At 62.7% G+C, this 24,880-nt stretch carries 22 protein-coding genes and 1 pseudogene; 11 read left to right on the plus strand and 12 right to left on the minus strand.

Going from position 1 to position 24,880, the window contains the following annotated elements; translation table 11 throughout:
- Positions 1–9: 9 nt before the first annotated feature.
- Entirely contained in the window at positions 10–390 is a 381-nt protein-coding gene (locus tag F8N82_RS13380; protein ID WP_038995778.1) for a GFA family protein, read from the plus strand.
- Here the strand turns inward: F8N82_RS13380 and F8N82_RS13385 are convergent.
- The 5 genes from F8N82_RS13385 to F8N82_RS13405 form a co-directional block, all read right to left on the minus strand.
- A complete protein-coding gene (locus F8N82_RS13385) occupies positions 385–2,478 on the minus strand; it encodes a TonB-dependent siderophore receptor (protein WP_038995779.1) in 2,094 nt (697 codons plus the stop codon). The two genes, F8N82_RS13380 and F8N82_RS13385, sit on opposite strands and share 6 nt — an antisense overlap.
- A 104-nt stretch (positions 2,479–2,582) precedes the next feature.
- Positions 2,583–3,530, minus strand: coding sequence for a p-hydroxyphenylacetate 3-hydroxylase reductase component (locus tag F8N82_RS13390; RefSeq protein WP_038995780.1), 948 nt, complete (start codon positions 3,528–3,530; stop codon positions 2,583–2,585).
- Between the two features lie 58 nt (positions 3,531–3,588).
- A complete protein-coding gene (locus tag F8N82_RS13395; RefSeq protein ID WP_038995781.1) occupies positions 3,589–4,758 on the minus strand; it encodes a p-hydroxyphenylacetate 3-hydroxylase oxygenase component in 1,170 nt (389 codons plus the stop codon).
- Positions 4,759–4,981: 223 nt separating this feature from the next.
- Entirely contained in the window at positions 4,982–6,394 is a 1,413-nt protein-coding gene (locus F8N82_RS13400; protein ID WP_038995782.1) for a DOPA decarboxylase, read from the minus strand.
- A gap of 84 nt (positions 6,395–6,478) precedes the next feature.
- The gene (locus F8N82_RS13405) at positions 6,479–7,423 is read right to left on the minus strand and encodes a LysR family transcriptional regulator (protein ID WP_038995783.1); all 945 of its coding nucleotides are present in this window, start codon (positions 7,421–7,423) and stop codon (positions 6,479–6,481) included.
- 159 nt (positions 7,424–7,582) lie between these two features.
- On the opposite strand from F8N82_RS13405, the gene F8N82_RS13410 reads away from it, so the two are divergent.
- Positions 7,583–9,070 (plus strand): aldehyde dehydrogenase family protein, encoded by a 1,488-nt coding sequence (locus F8N82_RS13410; protein ID WP_038995784.1) that lies wholly within the window; start codon positions 7,583–7,585, stop codon positions 9,068–9,070.
- A 65-nt stretch (positions 9,071–9,135) separates the two neighbouring features.
- Here F8N82_RS13410 and F8N82_RS13415 read toward each other — a convergent pair whose 3' ends face one another.
- Positions 9,136–11,355: a TonB-dependent receptor gene (locus F8N82_RS13415; RefSeq protein ID WP_150776942.1), complete on the minus strand. Its 2,220-nt coding sequence runs from the start codon at positions 11,353–11,355 to the stop codon at positions 9,136–9,138.
- 576 nt (positions 11,356–11,931) lie between these two features.
- Between F8N82_RS13415 and F8N82_RS13420 the strand changes: the two genes are divergently transcribed.
- Positions 11,932–12,801 (plus strand): AraC family transcriptional regulator, encoded by an 870-nt coding sequence (locus F8N82_RS13420; protein WP_038995786.1) that lies wholly within the window; start codon positions 11,932–11,934, stop codon positions 12,799–12,801.
- 166 nt (positions 12,802–12,967) lie between these two features.
- On the opposite strand, the gene F8N82_RS13425 is transcribed toward F8N82_RS13420, so the two are convergent.
- Positions 12,968–13,444: a hypothetical protein gene (locus tag F8N82_RS13425; RefSeq protein ID WP_038995787.1), complete on the minus strand. Its 477-nt coding sequence runs from the start codon at positions 13,442–13,444 to the stop codon at positions 12,968–12,970.
- Between the two features lie 154 nt (positions 13,445–13,598).
- On the opposite strand from F8N82_RS13425, the gene F8N82_RS13430 reads away from it, so the two are divergent.
- From F8N82_RS13430 to F8N82_RS13455, 6 genes are all read left to right on the plus strand, one after another.
- A complete protein-coding gene (locus F8N82_RS13430) occupies positions 13,599–13,793 on the plus strand; it encodes a hypothetical protein (protein WP_038995788.1) in 195 nt (64 codons plus the stop codon).
- On the plus strand, positions 13,790–14,122 hold the full coding sequence (locus tag F8N82_RS13435) for a low molecular weight protein tyrosine phosphatase family protein (protein WP_038995789.1): 333 nt from the start codon (positions 13,790–13,792) through the stop codon (positions 14,120–14,122). Before F8N82_RS13430 ends, F8N82_RS13435 begins: the two co-directional genes overlap by 4 nt.
- A gap of 76 nt (positions 14,123–14,198) precedes the next feature.
- Positions 14,199–14,474 carry a hypothetical protein gene (locus F8N82_RS13440; RefSeq protein WP_095162979.1) on the plus strand — a complete coding sequence of 92 codons (276 nt, stop codon included), beginning with the start codon at positions 14,199–14,201 and terminating at the stop codon, positions 14,472–14,474.
- A gap of 114 nt (positions 14,475–14,588) precedes the next feature.
- On the plus strand, positions 14,589–15,086 hold the full coding sequence (locus tag F8N82_RS13445) for a signal peptidase II (protein WP_038995791.1): 498 nt from the start codon (positions 14,589–14,591) through the stop codon (positions 15,084–15,086).
- 205 nt (positions 15,087–15,291) lie between these two features.
- A complete protein-coding gene (locus F8N82_RS13450; protein WP_038995792.1) occupies positions 15,292–16,182 on the plus strand; it encodes a GGDEF domain-containing protein in 891 nt (296 codons plus the stop codon).
- Positions 16,183–16,186: 4 nt separating this feature from the next.
- On the plus strand, positions 16,187–16,345 hold the full coding sequence (locus F8N82_RS13455) for a DUF2986 domain-containing protein (protein WP_080764758.1): 159 nt from the start codon (positions 16,187–16,189) through the stop codon (positions 16,343–16,345).
- A gap of 35 nt (positions 16,346–16,380) precedes the next feature.
- Here F8N82_RS13455 and F8N82_RS13460 read toward each other — a convergent pair whose 3' ends face one another.
- Positions 16,381–16,860: an isochorismatase family protein gene (locus F8N82_RS13460; RefSeq protein WP_038995793.1), complete on the minus strand. Its 480-nt coding sequence runs from the start codon at positions 16,858–16,860 to the stop codon at positions 16,381–16,383.
- Between the two features lie 57 nt (positions 16,861–16,917).
- Positions 16,918–17,355 (minus strand): NUDIX hydrolase, encoded by a 438-nt coding sequence (locus tag F8N82_RS13465; protein ID WP_038995794.1) that lies wholly within the window; start codon positions 17,353–17,355, stop codon positions 16,918–16,920.
- Positions 17,356–17,601: 246 nt separating this feature from the next.
- Between F8N82_RS13465 and F8N82_RS13470 the strand changes: the two genes are divergently transcribed.
- Positions 17,602–17,988: a hypothetical protein gene (locus F8N82_RS13470; protein ID WP_080764759.1), complete on the plus strand. Its 387-nt coding sequence runs from the start codon at positions 17,602–17,604 to the stop codon at positions 17,986–17,988.
- Here the strand turns inward: F8N82_RS13470 and F8N82_RS13475 are convergent.
- On the minus strand, positions 17,985–18,356 hold the full coding sequence (locus F8N82_RS13475) for a hypothetical protein (RefSeq protein ID WP_038995796.1): 372 nt from the start codon (positions 18,354–18,356) through the stop codon (positions 17,985–17,987). The genes F8N82_RS13470 and F8N82_RS13475 overlap by 4 nt on opposite strands.
- Before the next feature lie 172 nt (positions 18,357–18,528).
- Here F8N82_RS13475 and F8N82_RS13480 point away from each other — a divergent pair, with 172 nt between their 5' ends.
- Positions 18,529–20,118 (plus strand): hypothetical protein, encoded by a 1,590-nt coding sequence (locus F8N82_RS13480; RefSeq protein WP_038995797.1) that lies wholly within the window; start codon positions 18,529–18,531, stop codon positions 20,116–20,118.
- Between the two features lie 61 nt (positions 20,119–20,179).
- Here the strand turns inward: F8N82_RS13480 and F8N82_RS13485 are convergent.
- Together F8N82_RS13485 and F8N82_RS13490 are read right to left on the minus strand one after the other, a co-directional pair.
- Positions 20,180–20,341, minus strand: a pseudogene (locus tag F8N82_RS13485) (tRNA (adenine(22)-N(1))-methyltransferase TrmK); the annotation flags it as partial.
- A gap of 141 nt (positions 20,342–20,482) precedes the next feature.
- The gene (locus tag F8N82_RS13490) at positions 20,483–24,877 is read right to left on the minus strand and encodes a response regulator (protein WP_038999429.1); all 4,395 of its coding nucleotides are present in this window, start codon (positions 24,875–24,877) and stop codon (positions 20,483–20,485) included.
- Positions 24,878–24,880: the final 3 nt, after the last annotated feature.

Consider the following 24,880-nt stretch of genomic DNA (forward strand, 5'->3'; position numbering starts at 1 on the left):
GAGCTAACAATGGACGATGCAACCTACCATGGTGGCTGCCTGTGCGGGGCGATCCGCTTTGAAGCCATTGGCCCGGCACTGAATCCTCATTGCTGCTCGTGCAAGTGGTGCCAGCGCCATACCGGCGCGCTAACGGCCACCTGGGTCGAATTTGCCCGCGAGCAGGTTCGCTGGACCGGCCCCGGTGGAGCGCCAGCGACCTTTCGCTCATCGGACTATTCCAGCCGCGCCTTTTGCCCCAGCTGCGGCAGTTCGCTGGGCGCTATCGATGATCAACCAACGGTGGCCCTGCTGCTGGGCAGCTTCGACAGCAATCAACAGCCGGCCCTGGCGCCGGCGACGCACTCGTTCAACGACCAGTTGCCACGCTGGTGGTGCCCGGGCTCATAACGCCAGGCTCAGGCTGACCATCAGGTTGCGCGGCTCACCCGGCAGGTTCCACGCCGCGTTGTAACCGCGCTCGTAGTACTTGCGATCGAACAGGTTGTTCAGGTTCAGGCCCACAGTGGCCTGTTCGCTGACCTTGTAATGCGCCAGCAGGTCAATGGTACTGTAGCCCGGTAGACGGAAACTGCTGCCGGCCTGGCCGGAGCGTTCACCGACATAGTTGGCCGCCGCGCCAATGTCCGAGCCGAGCAATGGCCCGCTCTGGAACTCATACACCGCCATCAGGCTGCCGCTGTGCTGGGGGATACCAAGCAGGTCGCTGCCTTTGGGCAAGGCGGCATCGCCCTTGGTCACCTCGGCATCGATATAGGCATAGGCGCCGATCACCCGCACGGTCTCGCTCAACTGGCCGCTGAACTGCAGGTCGACACCCTGGCTGCGCGCCTTGCCGGCGGCGATGCTGTCGCCGAAGGCATCGGTGGTGATGACGTTTTCCTTGTCGATCTGGAACAGAGCAAGGGTCGCGCCCAGGCGACTGTCGAACAGGTCGAGCTTGAGCCCGGTTTCATAGCCCAGGCCCTTCTCCGGCTTGTAGATCTGACCCTGGGTACCGATGCTGTTGGGCTTGAACGAGGTCGAGGCATTGGCGAACACGCCGACTTCAGGGGTGAGCTGGTACAGCAGGCCCAGGCGCGGGGTGGCAACGTCCTTTTCCTGGCGGTTGCTGACGCGCGTGCTGCGGTTCTGCGCGGTCTGCTCGATGTGCTCCAGGCGCACGCCCACCAGGCCGCGCAAGCGGTCGGTAAAGGCGATCTGGTCCTGCAGGTTGAGCGCGTAGCTTTCGGTGCGCTCGAAAAAATCATTGGGGTTGATCAGCGGCGGTTTCGCCTGGCCGTACACCGGGTTGTAGATGTCCAGGCCATAGCCGAGCGACGTGGCGCTTTGCGGGTACTTCTGGCTGTTGCGGTAGTTCTCGTACTCAAGGCCCAGCAGGCTCTGGTGCTGCCAACCGGCGAACTGGAACTGGCCGTGAAGTTCGGCCTGGGTAATGTTGTCGTTCCACTCGAAATCGCGCTCGCGGTAGAAGCGGCTGATGGTGGTGCCGACCACCCGCGACGGTTCCGAGCTGTTGCCCTTGAGCCTGCCTTGAGTGTAGTGATTGGCCAGGCGCAGCTTCCAGCTGTCGTTGAGGGTGTGCTCCAGGGTCAGGTCGAGGGTCTGGTTGTCGTTGCGGATGCGCCCGTCATTGGGCTCGCCGAGAAAGGTCGAACGGCTGACCGAGCCCAGCTCATTGTTAACCGCCGGGATGCCCCGGTCGAACACCGACTCGGTGCGCGAGAACTCGGTGTCGATCGACAGCAGGGTCTCGGCGCTCAACTGCCAGCTCAGCGACGGGCTGACGATGCGCCGCTCGCTGCCGACGTAGTCGCGAAAACTGCCATTATCCTCCACCGCCATGTTCACCCGCGACAACACCCGGCCGTCTTCACTGAGCGGCGTGTTGACGTCCAGGCTGCTGCGGTAACGGTCCCAGCTGCCGGCGCTGGCCTTGAACCGGGTAAAGGCTTCGGCTTGCGGGCGCTTGGTAACGATATTCACCAGCCCGCCCGGATCGCCGCGCCCATACAAACTGGCTGCCGGGCCCTTGAGCACTTCGATGCGCTCGATGTTGGAGGTATCGGGGGCGCTGTAGCTGCCGCGATTGACGGCAAAGCCGTTCTTGTACAGCTCGCCGGTAGTAAAGCCGCGCACGCTGTAGTTGAGGAAGGTCAGGCCACCAAAATTGTTCTGCCGACTGACGCCGCCGGCAAAGTCCAGGGCGCGGTCGATGCGCGTGCTGTTCAGGTCTTCGAGCACCTGGCTGGGCACCACGGCGATGCTTTGCGGGGTGTCGCGCAGGTCGGTGTCGGTTTTGGTCGCGGTGCTTGAGCGGGTTGCGCGATAGCCCTGCACCGGGCCGGTCGCGGTTTCTTCGTAGTGGCGTTCGTTGACGTTAAGAGCGTCAAGCAGCACCGCGTCGGCGGCAGCGGCTGGCAGGGCAAGCAGCGAGGCGGACAGGCCGAGGGATAACCTTCCTACAGGGTAGTTCATGACGGCTCCTTAAATTATATGTAATAACATATCAATTTAAAGAGCAATGTAAAAGCAGCACGGCGCAAGCCCCTGTAGGAGCGGGCTTGCCCCGCGATTAGCGCTCAACAGCTGCCAATCACCGCCTGCAGCACCGTCTTGAAGGTCGCGATCTGCTCTTCGCTGAACTGCCCGAAGATTTTGTCCTGCTGCTCGCGGGCAATGCTCCACAAGCCTTCGGTCTGGTCGATGCCGGCGATGGTCAGGCGCACATGCCCGGCCGCTTCGCTGTCGCACACCAGGCCCTTGCGCTTGAGGTTGGCCACCGCCTCGTCGATTTCCCTCGCCGGCATGGCGACTTCGCGCTGCAGGTCGCTGAGGTTCAGGCCGGCGTCGTTCTCCAGCACCATCAGCATCCGCGCCTCGCTGGTGCGCAGTCCACTGGACAATTGTCGTGGCTGGTAGCTGCCCTGGTAGGCACGCAGGGCCTGGGTCATCAGGTAGTAAAGGTTGTGGCTCAGGCGCCCCTGGAAGTGGCTGCTCGGCGGCTGGCCTTCTTCGCGGCGGGTCATGCGGGTGTGTGGCAGCACCATGGAGTAGGCGCCCTGGTGATAGAGCAACGGCGAGCGGCCGCAGTCATCGAAGGCCACCACTTTGCCGAGCATGATCCAGTGATCGCCGCCGTCGATAATCTGGTGGGTTTCGCACTGAAAGCACGCCGAGCAATCGGCCAGGATCGGCGCTCCGCCCTCGCCTGCCTGGTAACTGATGCCGGCGAAGCGATCCTCCTTGGGCTTGGCAAAGTTATTGGACAGGTCGATCTGATCCGCGGCAAGGATGTTCACCGCAAAATGGCTGGCCGCCTCGAACACCGCCAGGCTGCTGGAGCGTTTGTCCAGGCTCCAGAGAATCAGCGGCGGGTCGAGGGAGACCGAGTTGAAGCTGTTGGCAGTGACCCCGACCAGGTTGCCCTGAGGGTCGGCGGCGGTGACCACGGTCACGCCGGTGGCGAAGTTGCCCAGGGCACGGCGAAAGGCGCGGCTGTCGAAGGCCGTTGCGGTTGCAGTAGACATGCAAGACTCCCCGGCTGCCTTGCGCGGCAGCCGTCATTGTTGTTATTGGCGAGGCACTTCAGACCATGCTTGGATCAGGCTCCAGGCCCATCAGCTCGCGGCCGAGAATCTGCGCGCACACGTCGTAGTCGGTGTAGGCATGGGCGCCGGTCATGTGCGCATCGCGCCACAGCCGCTGCATTTCGTTGCTGTCGAACCAGGCGGTGCCGCCCGCGGCTTCGAACAGGCGGTCGACCGCCTGGATGCACATCTTCACCGCATAGCCCTGGTTGGTGCGCCAGAACGCCAGGGTCTCGCGTGTTGGGTATTGGTGACGCTCGCTGTGCTCGGCGTGTTCCTGCCAGGTCTTTTCCAGCAAGGCCCGGGCGGCGGCAACCTGGTGGGTCGACTCGGCCAGGCGCATCAGCGCTGGGGTAGCGGCGCCAACGTTGACCCCGGTGTAGGCCCGCACGCGGTTCCTGGTTTTTTCGCGGAAGGCTTCGAGCATGCGCTCGGCAATGCCCAGGCTGACGGTTGAGAAGCCACTGGCAAAGTACGGCCGGTATGGCGAGTAGAACACCTTGCTGTCCGGGTACAAGCCAAAGCCTGCCGACTTGCCTTCCATCATGTCCTTGGCTTTCTGGATGCGGTGCTCGGGGACGAACACCTTGTCGATCACCAGGGTCTTGGTGCCGCTGCCCTTCATGCCAGCGGCGAACCAGTCATCGCGAATCTCGTAATCACTGCGCGGCAGCACAGCGAAGCAGTAGTCCTGGGTGCCTTCGGCATTAGCCCGACGGCAGCCGACAATCGCCCACTCGGCATGGTCACTGCCGCTGCTCCAGCCCATCTCGCCGCTGAACAGCAAGCCGCCTGCGACCTCCTCGACCTTGCCAAACGGGGCGATACTGCTGCTGGCGGTGGCGTCGGGGTTGTCGCCCCAGATTTCTTCCTGCAGCTTGGCCGGGAACATCGCCAACTGATGGCTGTGGGTGCACAGCAGGCTCATGGCCCAGGCAGTACTGGCGCAGGCACCGGCGAGCAAGGCGATGCAGTCGGCGAACTGCGGCAGGGACATTTCCAGGCCGCCGTAGGGTTTGGGCAGGAAGGCGCGGTGCAGGCCGATGCTTTTGAGCAGGGCGATGTTTTCGTCCGGAACTTTGCGATCCTGCTCGGCACGGGCGGCATTGGCGGCGATGGCAGGCAGAATCGAACGAAGGTCTTCGAGCAGCGGGTTTGGCTTTTTCATGAGGGGCCCTGCTTATTATTGGATGTCCGCCGTGGCCTGCGAAGTGGCAGGCAGCGGTGGGTGCAGGGGCCAGTATGGGAGGCTTGGCTCAGAGGGAAAATGCAACTTCCATAGGCAAGATTGTACTTTTCACAGGATTTTAAAAGCATCGCGGGTAAAGCCCGCTCCCACAGGTCCGGTGTACACAGCTCTGTTGTAGGAGCGGGCTTGACCCGCGATGAAATTACTGCAGAACCACTTTTTGCAAATTGCGCCAAAGCTCAACCACATGCGCCCGCTCGGTTGGCAACGCCCCCACCGACACCCGCACCATCCAGCGGCCATTCAAGGTCGCCGGGGTGACATAGGCCACACCCGACGCATTGAGCCGATCAGCCCAGCGGCGGGTATGCGCATCCAGTGCCTCCCCCTCCAGGGCATCGGCGCAATGGCGAATGCACAGGGTCTGCAACTGCACCGGCGCCAGCAACTCCCAGCCATCTGCCCCACGCACCTGCTCGGCCAGCCACTGGGCATTGTCCAGGTCGCGGCGCAAGCGTTGCTGCAGGCGCTCGATACCCTCGCTGCGCAGCATGAACCACAGTTTCAGGGCACGGAACCGCCGCCCCAACGGAATGCCCCAGTCGCGCAGGTTCTTGACCTTGCTGTCGACCGCCGACTGCAAGTAACTGGGGTTGGTGCTCATGACCCGGATCAGGTGCTGCGGATCACGGACGAAATACAGCGAGCAATCAAAGGCCACACCCAGCCACTTGTGCGCGTTGACCACGATCGAGTCGGCCTGTTCGATGCCATCCCACATCCAGCGGCATTCCGGGAGGATCATCGCGGAACCGGCCATGGCCGCGTCCACGTGCAACCACAAGCCATGCTCACGGGCGATCTCGCCGATTGGCTGCAGCGGGTCGATGGCGGTAGTTGTTGTAGTGCCGGTGGTGGCCACCACCGCACAGGGTTGCAGGCCGTTGGCCAGGTCCTGTTCGATGGCCGCAGCCAGGGCCTGCGGGCGCATGGCGAAGTTATCGTCGGTTTCGATGTAGCGGATGTTGTCCTTGCCAAAGCCCGCCAGCAACGCGGCCTTGTCCACCGAGCTGTGGGCCTGGGCGCTGGTGTAGATCATCAGCGGTTTGCCCTGCCCCTGCAGGCCGCCCTTGGCCAGGGCGTAGTCGCTGCTGCGCTCGCGGGCGCTGATCAGCGCCACCAGGGTGCTGGTGGAAGCGGTGTCCTGGATCACCCCACTCCACTGATCCGACAAGCCGACCATCTGCCGCAGCCAGTCCACGGTGGTTTCTTCCAGTTCGCTCAACGCCGGGCTGGATTGCCACGACAGGCCGAGTACGCCAAGGCCGGTGCTGAGGAAATCGCCGAGTACCGACGACAAGGTGCCGTTGGAGGGGAAGTAACCGAAAAAATCCGGATGTTGCCAGTGCGACAGGCCGGGCATGACCAGTTGATCGACATCTTTGAGGATGTTTTCAAACGGCTCGCCCTGAGTCGGCGCCGAGCTGGGCAAGGCCGTCTTGAGGTAACCGGGCTCGACCTGGGCCATGACCGGCAACTCACCGACACCCTGGCGGTAGTCGGCGATCAGGTCGATCAATTGGTGGCCATGTTTGCGAAATTCTTCCGGGCTCATGCAGCGGCTCCTGTTGTTGGCGGTAAGTGGGCCTGAGTCTAGGCCCTGGCCACCCGCCAAAAAACGCCGCCCGGCGCATAGCTGCTATGGCGAATGCGCATGGCCGCCGTGCACACCGAACTGCGACTGCTGCCACTGCTCGAACACCAGGTTGCGCAACCAGCGGTGCTCGGCCGAGCCATGCAGGCGCTGGTGCCAGACCACCCAGTAGCGCTGGCTGTGCTCGACAAAGGCCAGCGGCCGCCAGGTCAGTGGGTGCAGGCGACTGAGCTGGCGGGCGATGTGCTCGGGCACGCTAACCAGCGCCTGGCTGCTGCCGACCACTTGCACCGCCGCCGAATAGAACGGCACCTGCAGGCTGATGCGCCGGCTCAGGCCCTGCTCGCGCAGATGGCGATCGATAAAGCTGTCCTTGTCGCCACCACCGGAAATACGCACATGGTTCCAGGCGCGGTAGTCGTCCTGGCTCAGTTCGGTTTTACCCGCCAACGGGTGCTCGCGATGCATCAGGCACACCGCGCGGTCTTCACCGAGCATGCGCCCATGCAGGTTGGCCGGGGCGTCGTCGAACAGCGTGGTGGCCAGGTCGATTTCACCGCTGGCCAGCAACTCATACTGCCCCGGTTGCCAGGTGCGGTACTCAATCGACACCCCCGGCGCTTCGCGCTCCAGGGTGCTGACCAACAATGGCAGCATGTGCTCGGCGATGTAGTCCGAGGCTGCCAGGCAAAAGCGCCGCTCGCAGCGCTTGGGGTCGAAGGCCTGCGGTTGACGCAAGGCCTCAAGCTCGGCCAGCACCTGGCCCAGCGGCACCAGCAGGCTTTCGCCGCGTTCACTCAACACGTAGCCACGGCCCTGACGCACCAGCAGCGGGTCGTCGAACGCCTCGCGCATATGCGCCAACTGGCGGCTGAGCACCGACTGGCTGCTGCCCAGACGATCGGCGGCGTGACTGAGGTTTTTCAGCTGCAGCATGCTTTGCAGCGCGCGCAGGTGGGCGATGCTCAGGGAAGCGAAAATCGGGTTCAAGGCGCGCTCCTGCACAGGCGGATGCCGCAGCCTAAGGCCAAACCCGGCAGATTACAAAGCACCTGGCAGACCGGTGCATGGCCGACGGCAGGCTCAGTCAAGCCGGCGCAGGTGCCCTGCGCTAGGGTCGAGGCTTTGTTTTGCATTGAGGTTCGTCCCATGAGCAACATCAGCCTTTTACCCCAGGTGCGCGGGTTTCTTGAGCGCGAACACAGCAGCTTTATCGACGGGTGCCAGCAGCCTGAGGCCAATGCCCACTACCTTGAGGTAATCGATCCGGCCAGCGACCAGGTCATCAGCCGCGTGGCCGAAGCCTGTACAAAAACGGTCGACGATGCCGTCGCCTCCTCCCGTCGCGGTTTTGCGCAGTGGTCGCAAACCGCCCCCGCCGTGCGTGCCAGCGTGCTGCTGAAACTCGCCGATCTGATCGAACAGCACCGCGAAGAACTGGCGCAGCTGGAGACCTGCCAGTCGGGCAAGCTGATCAACATTTCGCGCAACTTCGAGGTCGATCAGGCCGCGCATTTCTTGCGCTACTACGCCGGCTGGGCGACCAAGCTCAGCGGCCAGACCCTCACCCCGTCGCTGCCCTCGTTCAACGGCGAGCGCTACACCGCCTTCACCCTGCGCGAACCGGTGGGTGTGGTGGTGGGCATCGTGCCGTGGAACTTCTCGACCATGATCGCCCTGTGGAAGCTCGGTTCAGCGCTGGTAACCGGTTGCAGCATCATCATCAAGCCCAGTGAATACACTCCGCTGACCATCCTGCGCATTGCCGAACTGGCCATTGCTGCCGGCCTGCCCCCGGGGGCGCTGAACGTGGTGACCGGCGCCGGCCTGGCAGGCAAGGCGTTGATCGAGCACCCGGGCACCGACAAGGTCTCGTTCACCGGCTCCGTGCCCACCGGCCTTGCCGTCGGCCAGAGCGCCATGGCCGCCAACCTGACCCGCACTACCCTGGAGCTGGGCGGCAAGAACGCTGCCGGGTTCCTGCGCGACGTGCCGGTGCACAAGGCGGTAGAGGGCATCATTGAAGCGGGCTTTTTGCATTCCGGGCAGATCTGCGCCGCAGCCGAGCGCTTCTATGTGCATCGCTCGCAGATCGAGGCAGTGACCGGCGCCTTGAGCGCGCGCCTGGCGAAGTTGAAGATCGGCGCGCCGCTGGATGAAACCAGCGAATTCGGCCCGGTGAGCAACAAGCAGCACCAGGCCAAACTCGGCGCGCTGTTTGCCAAGGCGCGCAGCGAGAACAGCCAGATCATCCATGGCGGACGCCTGCTCGAAGGCCCGGGGTGCTACGTCGAGCCGACGGTGATCCTGGCCAATTCGGTGCACGACAGCCTGCTCAATGAAGAGACCTTCGGGCCGGTGGCGACCTTCTTGCCGTACGACGATGACGAGCAACTGATCACGCTGATGAACGACAGCCCCTACGGCCTGAGCGCCAGCCTGTGGACCAACGACCTGAGCAAGGTCCTGCGCCTGGTGTCGCAGGTGCAGGCCGGGACAGTGTGGGTGAACATGCATACCCTGCTCGACCCGGCGGTGCCGTTTGGCGGGGTGAAGGCGTCGGGAGTCGGCCGTGAATTTGGTGGGGCATTTATCGAGGATTACACCGAGCTCAAGTCGGTGATGATTCGCTACTGACACCGCCAGCGATGCAAGGCAAAGCCTTGCCCAACCAGCCTATCGCCCGGGCCCGACACCTGAGGTTAAAAACGGGTCGTCGCGCTCACCCCGAACGTGCGCCGATCGCCGCGCGCGTCCCAGGCGATATCGAACGGCAATGGCACGCTGTCGGTCTTGTACTGCTTGTCGGTCAGGTTGTTCACATATGCGGTCAGGTCCAGGTCATAGCGCCCACCCAGGTGATAGGTGGCACTGGCATTGCCCAAGGTATAGCCGCCCTGGGACACGCTGTGATCCTGCTGCGCCGTCGGCAGGAAGTAAATCCGGCTCTGGTAGCGCCAGTCGGTGCCCAGGCGCACTTCATCGCCATTCTCCAGCGGTATCCGGTAACTGCCGCCCACCGCCAGGGTTCGCGACGGCGAGCGGGCAATGCGGTTACCCGAGTAATCCACCCCGCCCGACTCGAAATCCTGCAACTCGGTGTGCAGCAAGCCCAGCGAGCCATGCAGCTCCAGGTTGCTGAACGGCAAGGCCTGCAGCTCGAACTCGGCGCCGCGAATCACCCCCTGGCCGCTGTTGGTCAGCAGCGACACCACCTGCCCGTCGCGCACCGACACAGCGTTGACCTGAATGTCCGAGTAGTCGTAGTAAAACACGTTGGCGTTGGCGATCAGGCGCTCGTCGAACCACTCGCTCTTGACCCCCAGTTCATAGGCATCGACGTTCTCCGGCGCCACCACCGAGGCCTCGGCCTGCACCTGCGCACCGCCGCTGAAACCACCGGAACGAAAGCCCTTGGCATAACGGAAATACACCCGCGCGTTGTCGTTGAGCTGGTACTCGGGGGTGAAGTCGTAGGTGAGCTTGTTCCAGGTGCGTTTTTCATCCTGCTCGACGCGGGTCACCAGGTCGCCGGTGTAGTTTTTCCACCAGTCGCGTTCGCTGTTGTAGCTGACCGCATCGGCATCTGGTGCGGCTACGCGGTGCAGGTCGATGTCCTTGGTTTCGCGGGTCCAGCGCAGGCCGGCGGTGAGGCTCAGGTTGTCGGTGGCCTGCCAGGTGCTGCTGCCGAAAATTGCGAAGCTGTCGGTGCTCTGGTCGATATCGGTACGGCCATAGTCAGCCACGCCAAAGGCCTGGTTGTAGGGCTTGGGCAACAGGCCGCTGTCGTTGCGGCTGTCGAGTTGTTCGTGGAACAGGTGAGTGCCGACGATCCAGCTGATCGGCTGGTTTTTTGCCGAAGACAAACGCAGCTCCTGGGACACCTGCTTCCAGCGATCATCGTTAAAACCGCGGCCGAATTCGTAGAGGCTCATGTTCGGGCTTTCGGCTTTTTCGTGGATATCGTCGAAGGCAGTGATCGAGTCCAGTTGCAGGTCGCCCAGGTCCCACTTCAGCGCCAGCTGCACACCGTTGTGCTCGATACGGTCCTCGGCTTTACCGGTAAACGCTGCCTCATCGGTATCGGGCTTGGGCGCCGGGCCAAACAGCGTAGAGCCCCCCGGCCCGGAGCCCCAGGCGCGGGTGGCTATGCCCTGGCCTTTGTAGTCGCGGCCATGCAGTTGCAGGGTGGCCTGCAGGTCATCGTTGATCTGTGCCAGCAACTGCAGGCGCAGGGCCTGATCGTGGAGATCGCCGACGCTGTGGCCATCGACCTGATTCTCCAGTTGGCCATCAGCGCTCTGGTCGACAAACGCCACCCGCGCCGCCAGCTTGTTGTCGATCAGCGTATCGCCATAAGCGCCTTCGTACAGGCGCGAATTGTAGGTACCCAGGTCGAGCTTGAAGTAACCGTTGGCCTTCTCGAAGTCCGGCTTGCGCGAAACGAAGTTGATCGCCCCACCGGTGGTGTTCTTGCCCCACAAGGTGCCCTGCGGCCCGCGCAGCACCTCGACGCGCTCCATGTCATAGAGCGGAAAACCGGTGGCCACATGCGGGTCGATGTACACGTCATCGGTGTAGATACCCACCGGGTAAACCGTGGTCGACGCCATGTCCCCCGAGCCCATGCCACGAATGTACCAACGCGGCCGCTGATGCCCGGCGAACTCCGGGGCGATGGCGTTGGGCACGTTCTGCAACGCCTTGCCAGCGCTGAAGCCGCCACCGCTGTCGGCAATCTGCTTGGCGCTGACCACGGAGATGGCCGAGGGTACGTCCTGCACCGACTCTTCGCGCTTTTGCGCGGTGACGGTGACGGTGGGCAGGGCTTCGGGGCTTGGCTCGGCGGCGAAGCTCGGTAGCGTGGGCAAGGCGGCGGCGATGGCCAGTAATAGAGGTAAGCGGGCGAAGGGAGCGGTCATGAACGTCAATGTTCCACAAGGGGGGAAGAGACGGGAGCCTTCGCAATGGTTGTGCCATTTATGTAACTAGTTATTTTTTATATGTTTTTTCAATTAACGATTGATGTGGTGCTGCCTGATGAACAGCTGGCCAGCACAGTTTGCGTGAGCATCAGCAAGAGCCGGGGCTGCAACTACGAGCGCATTCCAATCTTCCCTTGAATCCCCTCTGCAACCTCGCTCCCCTCCCCCAGTCGCTGTAAATCCAGCGACCGGGTTTGGTAGCCCGAGTACTCTAAGGCGTGCAGACGCCGCTCCCGATCAGCCGGCGTTTTTTTGTGCCTGCTGTTTTGTGCTATGGCGGCTGTGCGTGGGGCGCATTCGTGCGCGCTGGGTTCCTAGAGTCCCGGTCTACCAACCTGCGTACAGCCGTCACCAATCGTTTGGTAGCGATTGTTGCTGGCTCCACCACTCTAGGAGCACAACATCGAGCGAATGCTCATCCCCGTGAAAAACACGCTTGAGCAAACACGGCTAGGCGCAGCCACGCGGGTATAGTCGATTCTATGCCGACCGTACTTCCAAGAGCCTCCAGCCGTGCCCGACATCCCGCCCAACACCGCCTACACCCAGCGCTTCAGCGCTGTGCTTGCCTACATCGACGCCAACCTCGAAGGTGATCTGTCGGTAAAAGCGCTGAGCCAGGTGGCGAACTTTTCGGTGTTTCACTTTCATCGTCAGTTCACGGCTTTCGTCGGGGTGCCAGTCTCGCGTTATGTGCAGTTGATGCGCTTGCGCCAGGCGGCGCATCGTTTGGCGGCCAATGCCGATTACGCGGTGCTGGAGGCTGCCCTGGCTGCTGGTTTCGAAAGCCCGGAGGCATTCAGCCGGGCGTTTCGGCGAGCGCTGGGCATGTCGCCGAGTGCCTTTCGCCGCCAGCCGAACTGGCAGGCCTGGAATACGGTGTTCGCTATCCCTCACTTTTCCAGGAGCGTCATCATGCAGGTGCGTATTGTGGAGTTTGTTCAAACCCGGGTCGCGGCGCTGGAGCACTGCGGCCCGGCCGCGCAGGTCAACGAGAGCGTGGGCCAGTTCATTGCCTGGCGCATGGCCAGCGGGCAGTCGCCAGTGGCGTCGAGCCGCAGCTTTGGCATCCCCTACGGCAACCCCGATACCACGCCAGCGGAGGATTTTCGTTTCGCCCTTTGTGGTGAGATTGATGAGGGGGTGGCGGCGAATGAATTCGGCGTGCACGAACGGGTGATTGCTGGCGGGCGTTATGCGGTAGTGCGGCATATGGGCTCGCCGGACCATATTGGTGAATCCATCTATCCGCTGTATCGCGACTGGTTGCCGGACAGTGGCGAGGAGTTACGCGATGAGCCGTTGTTTTTTCATTACCTGAGTGTGTATCCGCAAACGCCGCAGGAGCAGTGGCAGACGGATATTTATGTGCCATTGCGGTAGCGAGGCGTAATGGGGCCTGTGGGAGCGGGCCTTGCCCCGCGATCGAGCGCGAAGCGGTCGTAAACCAGGCGCCGCCTAATGTGCTGGCTGGGCTGGCCTGATCGCGGGGCAAGCCCGCTCCTACAATGGATTTGCAAACCCCCGGTTTACCAACCGCTGAGGTCGATCACAGGGCCCACAACCGCACCAGCGCAAACGCCAGATCCACGCTGACGCATTCACGCCCATCCACCCATTCGTCCTCACGAAGGCGCCGCCCGGTAGTGGTTTCCCGTTCACCTTTGGCGATCACCAGCACGAACAACCGGGTCGGGCACTCGAACGAGCGCAACCGATCGACATCAGCCCGAACCGACCAGTCGCCTTCCAGACACTTGGCTTGCGATACATCGCCCAGGCATTTGATTTCGGCAACCATGGCCGGGGCGCCATTGTCATCCAATGCGTACAGGTCAGCTTTGCGCCTGTCGCCTATCGGCAGCTCCGTCCAGATTTCAATGCCATCTTCGAACCAGGCGTGAAGGCTGATTTCGGCCTGTATCCAGTGTTCGCGGCAACTGTTCAGTTGCACGACTTGCTCAAGTTTCTTTTCCATGTTGCGAAAAGCTCGCTCGAATAAGGCGAGCCATTGGGGGGTGTTCATTGAGTACTCCCTGTATGCGTTATCTGGATCGCGGGGCAAGCCCGCTCCTACCTGAAAAACAGCGCCTACCTAGCCACAATTCTGATTCGCGCTTACTATAAGCCCAACTCGTATTACCGCGGCTGCTGAACCCGGTACTCACGAGGACAAGATCATGCAAAGAACCCGCGCCTGGAGACGCTCACAGGCCCGTAAAAGTGGCAAAACCAAAGCGGTGCACCCGCTGGTGTTCAAGCCCGAAAAGAACTGGAAGCTGCTGTACACCCGTGCCGACAAGTTGCTGCGGGCACGCCAACTCGGCATGAGCTACCCCATCCGCTCCACCCGCCAACTGTTGGATCAAGAGTGACTAACCTCCTGTTCGTCTGCAGCCGCAACCAGTGGCGCAGCCCTACTGCAGAAGCGCTCTGGCGCCGCCGCCCCGGCTTCGATGCCCGGTCGGCGGGCACCAGCCCGAATGCGCGCAAACCCATCGACCCAGCGGACATTCGCTGGGCCGATGTGATTTTTGTCATGGAACGCAAACACCACAATCGCCTGCAGGCACAGTACGCCCGGCTGCTTGAGCACAAGCGGCTTTATACCCTGGATATTCCCGATGATTTTCAGTACATGGACCCAGAATTGGTGGCCATACTCGAAGACACGGTCGCGTTCTGTCTTGCTACCCAGGGTTGATGCGCAGACGGTAGCAACCACAGCCAGTCGCCCCCCCCTCGACGATCCTGTCGTAGTCCTTTACGAGAAGGCCGCAATGATGAACTACAGGCACTTGGTTGGAACTGCCGCGTTGCTGTTTGCCTCAGCTGCCAGCGCGGGTATTCCACAGCTGAACTACGAATGCCCAACCCACATTGCCGTGCACGCCGACGAAGGTGGGCCGGTTTATATCAATGGCAAAGAGGCCAAGTTGAAGAAATTCAACGACAACGCCTACGAAGCCAGAGGCGCTGGCGTAGCCATTACCCTCACGCGTAATCCGGATCAGTCCTGGGATGCGTCCTATACCGGGGCGCAAGGCAAGCTCTGATCGATAGCGAAGCCCCCTTTTGTGAGTAGACCTGCCGCCGAGGCCGCGCTATCTTCGCCGCGGCCCGGTAAGCCATCGCCATATCCCCGGCATTAATGAATTAAAGGATTGATCATGGAACTCATAATGAGGAGCCGGCTTTTTGTGGTTCTGATTGGCTTGGGCTTTATCGCTGTGGACCAGTGGGTCAAGCTGCAGGCGCTAATAACGCTGCAATCGGAAAGTTTCAAACTGGGTGGCCGCTTCGCTTGGCTGGATATCGCGTTGAGCCTGAACCCCGGGGCGTTCCTGAGCCTGGGTGCAGGGTTGGCACCGGGCGTAAAGCAACTGATTTTCATCGTCGGCGTGGCGGTTGTAGTGGGCTGGGCCACCTGGTGGTCCCTGGCGCGTTGGACAAGCGCTCCCGCGAGAGCGGCGGCGGTTTACTTCATTGCCTTGGGCGGCGCTTCCAACCTGATTGACCGAGTGTTTCGTGAAGGGCACGTGGTCGACTACATGGTGCTCAACGTCGGGACCGTGCACACCGGCGTTTTCAATATTGCCGATGTTGCCATCATGGTCGGGGCGGGAGTGTTGCTCTGGGTTGAGCTACGAAAAAGCCGGGAAGCTTAAGTGTCGCAAGTGTTGCCGTTACGTCGGAGGCCAAGCTCTGATTGGCAGCGAAGCAACAACCACGGCGGCAGGCCAGGCTCCTGCCGCCGTCCGTGAGGGCGTTGGCCAGTCCCCGGCAAAACACCCAGCCATTGGCCGGGCCGCACTGTGTTGGCCAAGCGCGATCGCGATATGATCCGGCGACACCCATCGGACGTGCCAGCCTATGCCCGTTGACCTCCAAGCGCTGTACCCCAAACTGATCCATCTGATGCTGGACACGGTTTTCGTGGTCGACCGGGATCACCAGATTGTCTTTGTCAGTGATGCCTGCGAAGCGCTGCTCGGTTACCGCGCCGCCGAGCTGACCGGCACACCGATCACCGACTACATCCACCCTGACGACCTGGCGGTGACCCAGGCCTCGATTGTGCGGGTCATGAACGGTCAATCCCACGTCGATTTTCGCAACCGCTACATCCGCAAGGATGGCGGTGTCGTGCATATCCTGTGGGCTGCGTTCTGGTCCGAGGAGGTGGGTGCGCGCATCGGTGTGGCGCGGGACGTGACGGCCCTCAGGCAGGCCGAAGATGAACTGCGCTTCCTGGCCCATCACGATCCTTTGACGGCCCTGAGCAACCGCGCGCTGTTCAACGATCGGCTGGAGTCGGCCGTGCAAGCGGCACAGCGCCACCAGAGCACACTGGCGTTGCTGTTTCTGGACATCAACGACTTCAAGGGTATTAATGACGTCCATGGGCACGCCATGGGGGACCGGATCCTCTGCATGATTGCCCGGCGACTGGAAGGCTGCGTACGCGCGACCGACACGGTGGCGCGGATCGGTGGTGATGAGTTCACCGTGCTGTTGCCGGGTATTCAGTCGCAGGATGCCGTTTTCGCCAAGGTGGGGGAGATTCTTGCGGCCATGGCCGAGCCCCTGGACACTGAATTTGGCGGGCTCAGTATGCCGTCGTGCAGTGTCGGCGTGGCCTTTTACCCCCAGGACGCAGAGAATGCCGATACCCTGCTAAGCCATGCGGATGGCGATATGTACCGGATCAAGAAACAACGCGCCGCACAGCGAATAGCATTCAAGCATCTACAAGCCGAGTAACAACGTGAATCGTCAGAAGAAAATCAAACAGCTATTAAAGGCCCACGCCAAAAAGGCCAGCGCCAAACTGGCACCGAAGAGCAAGCCCAAATACATTAGCAAGGCTGACCGGTTGAAACTGGAAGCTGAAGCCAGCGACGCTGCTGTCACCCCCGCAGAGTGAAAGCCCCATAGCTCAAGCACAGGCAAGCTCCTGACTCATGCATCAAGCTCAGCAATCACTTCTGCCCTGGTAATGACCTGACGGAAGTGATGCTTCCACAGATCGATGCCCAACTGACCTGACCGGTCGAGGGATGAGCCGACAGTCAGGTCGGTAACCAGCGTGGGCGAGAGCCCGGCATCGAACAGTGCGAACCCGGCGGCGAGTACGCAGGTTTCGGTCTGGATACCGCAAACCAGCACGCGCTCGACGCCGAGTTGCTTGATGTACTCGATGGTTTCAGCGGTCTGCCCGTATCCGTGCTTGATAAATACCTTGTCGGCTTCGACCAGGCTCTCGTCTTCGGCTGCGGGATGCCAGCCAAGCTGCTTTGCAAACGGGGTCACCTGCTCATCGTGCAGCTCGACCGAGGCAATCGTCAGAATTCGTTCTGACAACGCCCGTACACCATCGACCAGCCACTCCGGCGGACTGAATGTGGACTGGACATCAACGATAAGCAAAACCTGCCGCATACACTTCTCTCAAGCATTAACCAATGACGCGGAGTATATCGCCCCGAGGTAGATTATTTAGCGCTGTTTGCCTGCCCAATGGCCACGGGCACCCAGGGCCGCGGATAAAAACCGCAACGCACGCTGGAAGACCGGATGACAATCGGCGAAGGGCAAATGCTCGAGCGCAGCCCAGAAGAATTCAAAAGTGTGGCCATGGTCATCGAGCGTGCGATGAGACCACTGTTCAGGCAACGGCTCACTCACACGGCATAGGTGAAACGACCAGACCTGGCCCAGGTGCCCGGCCTCCCAACAGCCCAGGTCGTCCATGATGGTAGCGGTGTTGATACCGGACTCTTCTGCCAGTTCCCGCAGCGCTGCCTGCCCCGCTGTTTCGCCTTTTTCAATGCTGCCCTTGACCAGTTGCACCCCCGCCAGCGGATGACGAAACAAGAGGATCCTGGGGTGCGGAGTGGATGAAAGGACGACAGCGCAGGCCTTGTTGGGGAGCATGGAGATTTCCTTGTCGGCAAATTTGGCTGAGCATCTTACGCCAACCCTGTGGGCGCTGGACTTGCCAGCGATCGAGCACGTAGCGGTGGCAATCCGGACAACGCCTGATGGACGGACTATACCGGCCTCATCGCGGGGCAAGCCCGCTCCCACGGGCTGTTTTTTAGCAGCGCCGCCATAGAACTTTTCTCTGTTTATCGGTCTATTGGGATACGTTCAATCGTCATTCAGAGGTTGTCTTCGCTCATGAACTTCCATGCCCCACGGATGCTGCTCGTTGCCCTGTTCGCATTTGCGGCAGTGGGCACGGCATCGGCAACACCGATGAAGACCTCAACACCGGTTCTGGCCCCCGAAGCCCCGGCCACCCGGGTTGCCGACAACCCTTGGCCAAGCCTGGCCAGCATGGCCGACACGCAACCAGGGCCGTTGCTAGCTCATGACGACCGCTACCGGCATGACCACCGTTGGCATGATCGCCGGGACGACTGGCACCGCGAAAACTGGCGCAGGGAACAATGGCGCCGCGAGCAAGCCCGCCGCGAAGCCGAACGCCATCGTTATTGGGAACGCCACCATGATCGGGCCATGCGCTACCGTTACGAGGAAGATCGCCGCTACTATCGTCGCTAGGCCTGGTCAGCGACCTCGACGTAGCTCGACTCCCCACCCCCGCTCGCACCCGACAACCAGCCCCAAATGAAGCTCAGCGTGGTACGCCCTGCCGGGTCAACACCCAGCGTGCCGCGCGACCAGCCGGACAGCAGCTCGCCCTCGGTGGTCAGGCAGTGAAACAGCAACTCGATGGTATCGGCGCCTGTTGCACGTCCGACCTGATGCCCAACGCGAATCCGACCTCCCTGGTAGTTGCTCGAAATGCTATTGCCTTCGACTCTGTAGTGAAACAGCGTACCTGTGCCGGCGAGCCCTTGGGCGTTGTTGGCGACGGCGAAGCGGCGATTGTGCAAACGCTCGCTGACTTGAGCAAAGTGGCTTTGCATTGATGTGTCGTCCTTGCGTTCGGAGGGTGCATTGCAGCGTGTGCTGATCCTAACCCGCTGCGCAGGAAAATGATGGTCTTGCCGTATTACGACCGGACGGCATCGGTCGCTCAAGCTTGGGAGTTCGCCGCCGATACCCCTTGAACAAGTATGGACACTACGGGTACCGAGCATGACCCCGATCAACGCAGGATTGCGTATTGCACCGGCATACACTACCCCCCAGCCAACACTGGCCAACGCCGTCAGTAGCCGCGCCGAACCGGCTGCGGCGGTCCCGAGTACCACCGTCAGCCTGGGCCAGAGCCCTCGTGGCGACGAGGCAGCGACCTATTCGTCCCGTGGGGCCATCGCCGTGCCAACGCGCTACGTGCTGGAGCACGACAGCCAGAACAAGCTGAGCATGAACCTGGTGGTCGGTGTGCATTCCTCCGCTATCGGTTCGCGCTTGAACGGGCTCGGCGCGGCCTTGCTCAATCAATTGGTAGCCAATGGCGGCCAGTCGTTTACGCAATCGGTGCTGGCTTTCGCCGACGGCGCCCAGCCAAGCGCCGAAGCACTCAGGATCCAGGGCAATAACCTGCGCCAACACCCGGCCAACGCCGTCAACCTGAGCCTGACCACCGCCTCCGGTGCCACGGTGACACTGTCCCTGGCCAGCAATGAGCAAGGCCTGGCGGTGAGCGCCGATGTGCAGGGTGGCCAACTCAGCAGCGATGAGCTCAAGGGCCTGGCCTCGCTGGCCGAAAGCTTCCAGGGGGCCATCAACGGCCTGAGCGAGCAGCCGCCACGCCTGCAACTGGGCAAGCTGGCCACGCTCGACCCGACCCTGTTCAGCTCACTGCAAATGAATGCCAAGCTCGACACGGAAAATGGCCAACAGCTGACGTTCGACCTGACCCTGGACGACAGCGCACGCAAACTCAGCCTGCAAGGCCCGGCTGGCAACGTGCAGTTGAACCTCGATACCCGCGACACCTCGCTGCTGGGTAAAAGCGCCCAGCGCCAGGCGGCGATCAGCAACTACCTGAGCCAGTTCGATGCAGCGCAGAGTCGCGGCAAAGGCGATGAGAACCTGGTGAGCCTGCTCAAGGACGCCTTCGTTCAACTCAACAGCGCCGACGACATCGCCAGGCCATCGACCCGTGGTATCCCGCTGCTGGCAGCCAAAGACACAGCCCTGCTCAGTGGCCTGGCCGACTTCAGCGCCTCGATCAGCCAGACCAGCCAGCAGCCCAACCCGCTGCGCCCGACCGAGTTGGATCGCTTCGATTACCAAGTGTCCCAGTCAACCAAGATCGGGGGTTCATCCCCGGCGAGTCGCTCGGTGCAACAGGACCAACAGGCCAGTCTCTCGGCCGCCTACCACACCAGCCTCTACCCACAGGTCGAGCTCGCCAACGCCCTGTTGGCGCAGAACTACCGCTACCACGAGATCAGCGACCACTCGAGCAGCAGCACGCGCCTGACCTACGACAAGAACCGCCTGGTGGAAGCCAGCGTCACCCAGCAGGCGAGCCGCAACGAGCGTGTGCGCTCTTACGCCGATGGCGTGCTGCAAAGCGACCTGAGCACACCGTCGTCCGCCTCTGAATCGCGCAACCTGCTTGGCCTGCTCACTGACCTGTTCGAGCGCGAGCGCATCTCCCAGCGCGACCGTGGCGTATCGATCCTGGAAGCACAGTTGCAGTCGCTACGCAGCCAGTGGCAGTTGCCGTCCGATCCGGCGGATATAAAAGGGCCTACGCCAGCAGCTCGGTAATCCACCGGGCTTGCCGGGCGACTTGCTGAACCTTGCCCTCGGGCACGCTCTGCCGCGCCTGGGGTTGCAGGATCAGCCGCTCCTGGCCGCTCAGGCGCGCCTTGCCAGCCTCGAGAATGTCACGGATGGTCTCCCCGCCCATGCCGCAGATGCTGATCGCGGTGATGCCGTCGGCCGGCACTTGCGCCGCCACGCGTTCCAGGCGCATGGACAATGTCTGTTCGTTCAACGTGCAGCCCTTTTCACCACGAGCGTCCGGCACCCTCGGCCGGATCGGGGGGCGATTCTGGCGGGCTGAGTACTGTATTTCAACTGTATGCGACCAGGGTCCTCCCCGCGCACGGCTCAATCGCGCTGCAATGACTCAAGGCAGATCTTGCAGTAATGCCAGGGCCTGGTCGAAATCGAAGCGCTCGGCGCGCTGCACGACTCGCTGCAGTTGCTCGGCCAGGCGTCGGTCCGAGGCCAGCGCTTGCAACTGGTGCAAGGCCGCCAATGCCTGAGCGTCACTTTCAGCCAGCAGGTAGCGGACCTGAGCCAGTTGCGTGTGCCATGGGCTGCTGAGCTCGGAGGCGACAACCCAGTCGCCTGCCAGCGGCGCCTCGCCGAGCCCCGACAAGCCTTTGAGCACCGGAGCCAGGCAGTGCTCGAGCTGCGCCAGCTGTTCCACCAGCGCGTGCTGCTGCGCGCCATTCAGGCACGCCTGTTCAAGGGCGCCCGCAGCCTCGGCCACGGCCATCGCGCCGATACTGGCCGCAGCCCCGCGCAAGGTGTGGGCCAGCCTCACCGTTAGCGACGGGTCATCTTGCCCCTGGGCTGCCAGGAACTCGGCCGCAAAGGCCTGCTGGCTGCTAGCAAACTTGCGCAACAGCCGCAGGTACAGCTCGACTTTGCCCATGCAGGTGCCCAGGCCGGCGTGCAGATCGATGCCAGGCAGGCTGGCCGGCAGGCTCGCCACCGCCTGCGCAGGTTGCGCCGCTACCCCTGGCGCCGACCCATGCCGCCCATTACGCGGGTGTATCCACTTGGCCAAGGTGGTGAACATGTCGGCAACATTCAGGGGCTTGGAAATGTGATCGTTCATGCCACAGGCCAGCGCCCGCTCGCGGTCCCCGGCCATGGCGTCGGCAGTCATGGCGATCACCGGCAGGTTGGCCCAGCGCGGCTGCTCGCGCAGCTTGCGGGTCGCGGTATAGCCGTCCATCACCGGCATCTGGCAATCCATCAGTACACCATCGAAGTCCGCATCCCGCTCCAATTGCGCCAGTGCCTCGGCGCCGTGGCTGGCCAGGCACAGTTCAATCCCGGCGCTTTCCAGCAACTCACAGGCAAGCTCGCGGTTCAGATCGTTGTCCTCCACCAGCAGCACCCGTGCGCCCTGCAGGCTGGCCATGGCCGTGGCGCTCTGGCCGCTGCGCTCGCTGGCCCGGGTATCGGCCTGAGGATGCTTGCCCAGCACACGGCCCAGGGCTTCCAGCAAAGTCGAAGGGGTTACCGGTTTGGTCAGCACCACCGGCAACTGAATGCCGAAACGACTGGCCTCTTCGCGCGCTTCCTCACGACCGAATGCGGTGACCATGATCACCGAGGGCGTTTGGGCCAGTTTCGCCGCCTGCATCTGACGTACCGTCTCCACCCCGTCCATGCCGGGCATTCGCCAGTCCATCAGGACCAGGTCATAGGCCAGCCGCTTGGCCTCGGCCTGCACCAGCATGGCCAGCGCGGCGCGGCCACTGTGGGCGACATCCACCTCGACGCCAAAGCTGCGCGCCATGCCCGAGAGGATCTCGCGCGCGCTGGCGTTGTCGTCGACCACCAGCACCCGCGTGCCGAGCAGTTCGTCGGCGGTCACCATGCGCCGAACTGCGGCGTCACGCTGCACGCCCAGGCTGACCTCGAAATGAAAGGTGGAACCCTGGCCCGGCTCACTTTCGACCCAGATGTGCCCGCCCATCAGTTCCACCAAGTGCCGGGAAATCGCCAGGCCCAAGCCGGTGCCGCCGTATTTGCGGGTGGTGGAGCTGTCGGCCTGGCTGAACGGCTGGAACAGTCGCGAACATTGCTTGGCGCTCATGCCGATGCCGCTGTCGCGCACCCAGAAATGCAGCAACGTCTGGTCGCCAGCGTCGCCGCGCTGCTCGACGCCAAGGACGATCTCGCCCTGTTCGGTAAACTTGGTGGCGTTGTTGCCCAGATTGACCAGCACCTGGCCCAGGCGCAACGGATCGCCGGTCAACGCGGTCGGCAGTTGCGCCGCGGTGCTGAACAGCAATTCCAGGCCCTTGTCTTCGGCTTTGAGGCCAATCATGTTGGCGAAACCGTCGAGTACATCCTCAAGGTGGAAGGGAATCTGCTCAAGGTGCATCTTGCCTGCCTCGATTCGGGAGAAATCGAGAATGTCGTTGATGATGCCCAGCAGGCTTTCTGCCGAGCGATGGACCTTTTCGATGTAGTTGCGCTGGCGGTGGTCGAGTTCAGTGCGCAAGGCCAGGTGGCTCATGCCGATGATCGCGTTCATCGGCGTACGAATCTCGTGGCTCATGGTCGCGAGGAAGTCGCTCTTGGCCCGGGTCGCCTCTTCTGCCGCCTCGCGGGCGCGCTGCACCTCGGCCTCGGCGGTCTTGCGCTCGGTGATGTCGAAGTACCAGTTGGCGCCCATACCCCGCTCGCCCAGGATGACCGTCGACACCAGGACATCGAAGCGTTCATTGCCCGCGCGCTGCAGGTTGGCTTCGAAGTTCAGCACCGGGCCTTGCGAGGTCGCGGCAAGAAAGCGCTGCTGGGCTGCGGGATCGACCCAGAAGCGCGACAGGTCCATCCCTTCAAGCTCGGCGAGGGGGCTGCCGAACAACCGCTCGAACTGCGGGTTACAGTAGGTCGGATGACCTTCGCGGTCTTTGATCAGCATGGCCACCGGGCTGCTGTCGAGCACCGCGCGCAACTGCCCCTCGCTGGCCTTGAGCGCCGCTTGCAACTGCCGACGCTCACTGACGTCGCGCACCGAGGCGCACACGCAGGTTGTGCCGCCCTCCAGGCTCGGCAACTGCGACAGGCTGATCTCGGCCGAGAACAGGCTGCCGTCCTTGCGTACGCCTTGCAGGTCGTCCAGGTTGCCCCCCATCTGCCGCGTGCCACCGTGGGCCATGAAGCCCTGGCGCAGCGCCAGGTGGTGCCCACGGCTGGCCGGCGGTACCAGGCAATCGATGTTCTGCCCGAGCAGCTCATCGGCGCTGTAGCCGAACAGCTGGTCGAGCTGGCGGTTGGTCCGCAGGATCTGCCCCTCGGCGTCGACCACCAGCATGCCGTCTGGCGCCGCCTCAATGATTCCGCGGTACCACGCCTCGGTGGCGCGCAACGCCGTCTGCTGGGTTTCCAGGGCCAGCGCCTGGGCTTCCAGTTGCAAGGCCTGCTCTGCCACTTCGTTGGCCTGGCGCCGGGTTTCGGCCAACAGCCTCTTGACTGCCTGGTTGCGTTCGAGGATTGCCATGGCCGTCGCCACGCAAGGAATCGCTTCGTGCAGCAGCAGCGTCTGGCGCTCGCTCAACGGTTGCAGCCCGGCCAGCTCCAGCACGCCCAGCAGCCGCTCGCCGTGCTCGATCGGTTGCACCAGCAGGCAGGTCGCCGGGGTCTCGCCGAGCGGCGAGCGCAACCGCCAGTAATCGGCGGGCAACGCCTGAAGCTGGCGCGCCTGGCGATCCACGGCGCACTGCCCGACCAGGCCGTCGCCCAATTGCACCTGAACTTCGGGTGGGCGCTCGGAGTCGGTGGCGTAGCGGCCCATCAATTGCAGCGTGGCCAGGTCTTCGTGCGCGCTGTACAGCACGCCCTGGCAGATGCCCTGGACACTGGCCAGGTGCTGGAGAAACACCTGAGCCAGTTCAGCCGGCGTCTCCACCTGTTGCAGATCGACCTGCAACTGCGCGGTGCGGGCCTTGATCCAGCGCTGACGCTCCAGCTGTTGCGACTCGGTCTGCAGCGTGGCGATCGCCCGGGCCAGGTCGCCGGTTTCGTTGTTCAGGTCGGTGTGCGGGATGGGCTGATCGAGCTGCCCGGCCGCCAGTTGGTCCACGGCCACCCGTACCCGGTTGAGTGGATTGCGAATCGACTGGCTGGCCAGCCAGGACAGCAGCAAGGCCAGCGACAGCCCGCCGAACAACAGGATGTAGGTCAGCAAGGTGCTGCGCTCGGCAAACGCGGCAATCTCCTTGGCCGTGTCGCTGATCGAGGCACTCTTGATCTGGGCGATGGCGCTCAACAGGGCGTCGGCCTGCTGGTCAAGCTGCTGGAATTCGCTACTGTTGAGCAGCAGCATCGCTTGCCCCTGGCGACCTTGGTCAATCATCAGGAAGGCCTGCTCGCTGTCCTGCAGCAACTGCTGCAACAGCACCTCGAATTCGGCGAGGCGGGCCAGGTTCTCCGGGCGCCGCAGGGTCACCTTGGCGCGGGCCAGGGCCTGTTGCAGACGCTCCTGGGTATCGCGCAAGCGCTGCAGCGATTCGATGCGCAGCACTGCGCTGTTGGTACCCACCGCACGTTGCAGCGCTTGAACCATATGCGGCAATTGCACCCGGGCTTCATAAAGGTGCTCCATGCCTACCAGCTCCTGCGAGTACAGGTTCTGCATGTCCCGTTTCAACGACTGTTGGGTGCGCAGGCTCTGCGCGCCCAGTACCAGCACCAACAGCAGCAACGCCGCAAAGCCCAGGAGCAGTTTGTGCAGCAGCGCAAGGCGCTCAAGCAGAGTGCGTAATCCGTGCATGGC

The organism is Pseudomonas fluorescens (assembly GCF_902497775.2).
In the GTDB taxonomy this organism is placed as follows: domain Bacteria; phylum Pseudomonadota; class Gammaproteobacteria; order Pseudomonadales; family Pseudomonadaceae; genus Aquipseudomonas; species Aquipseudomonas putida_F.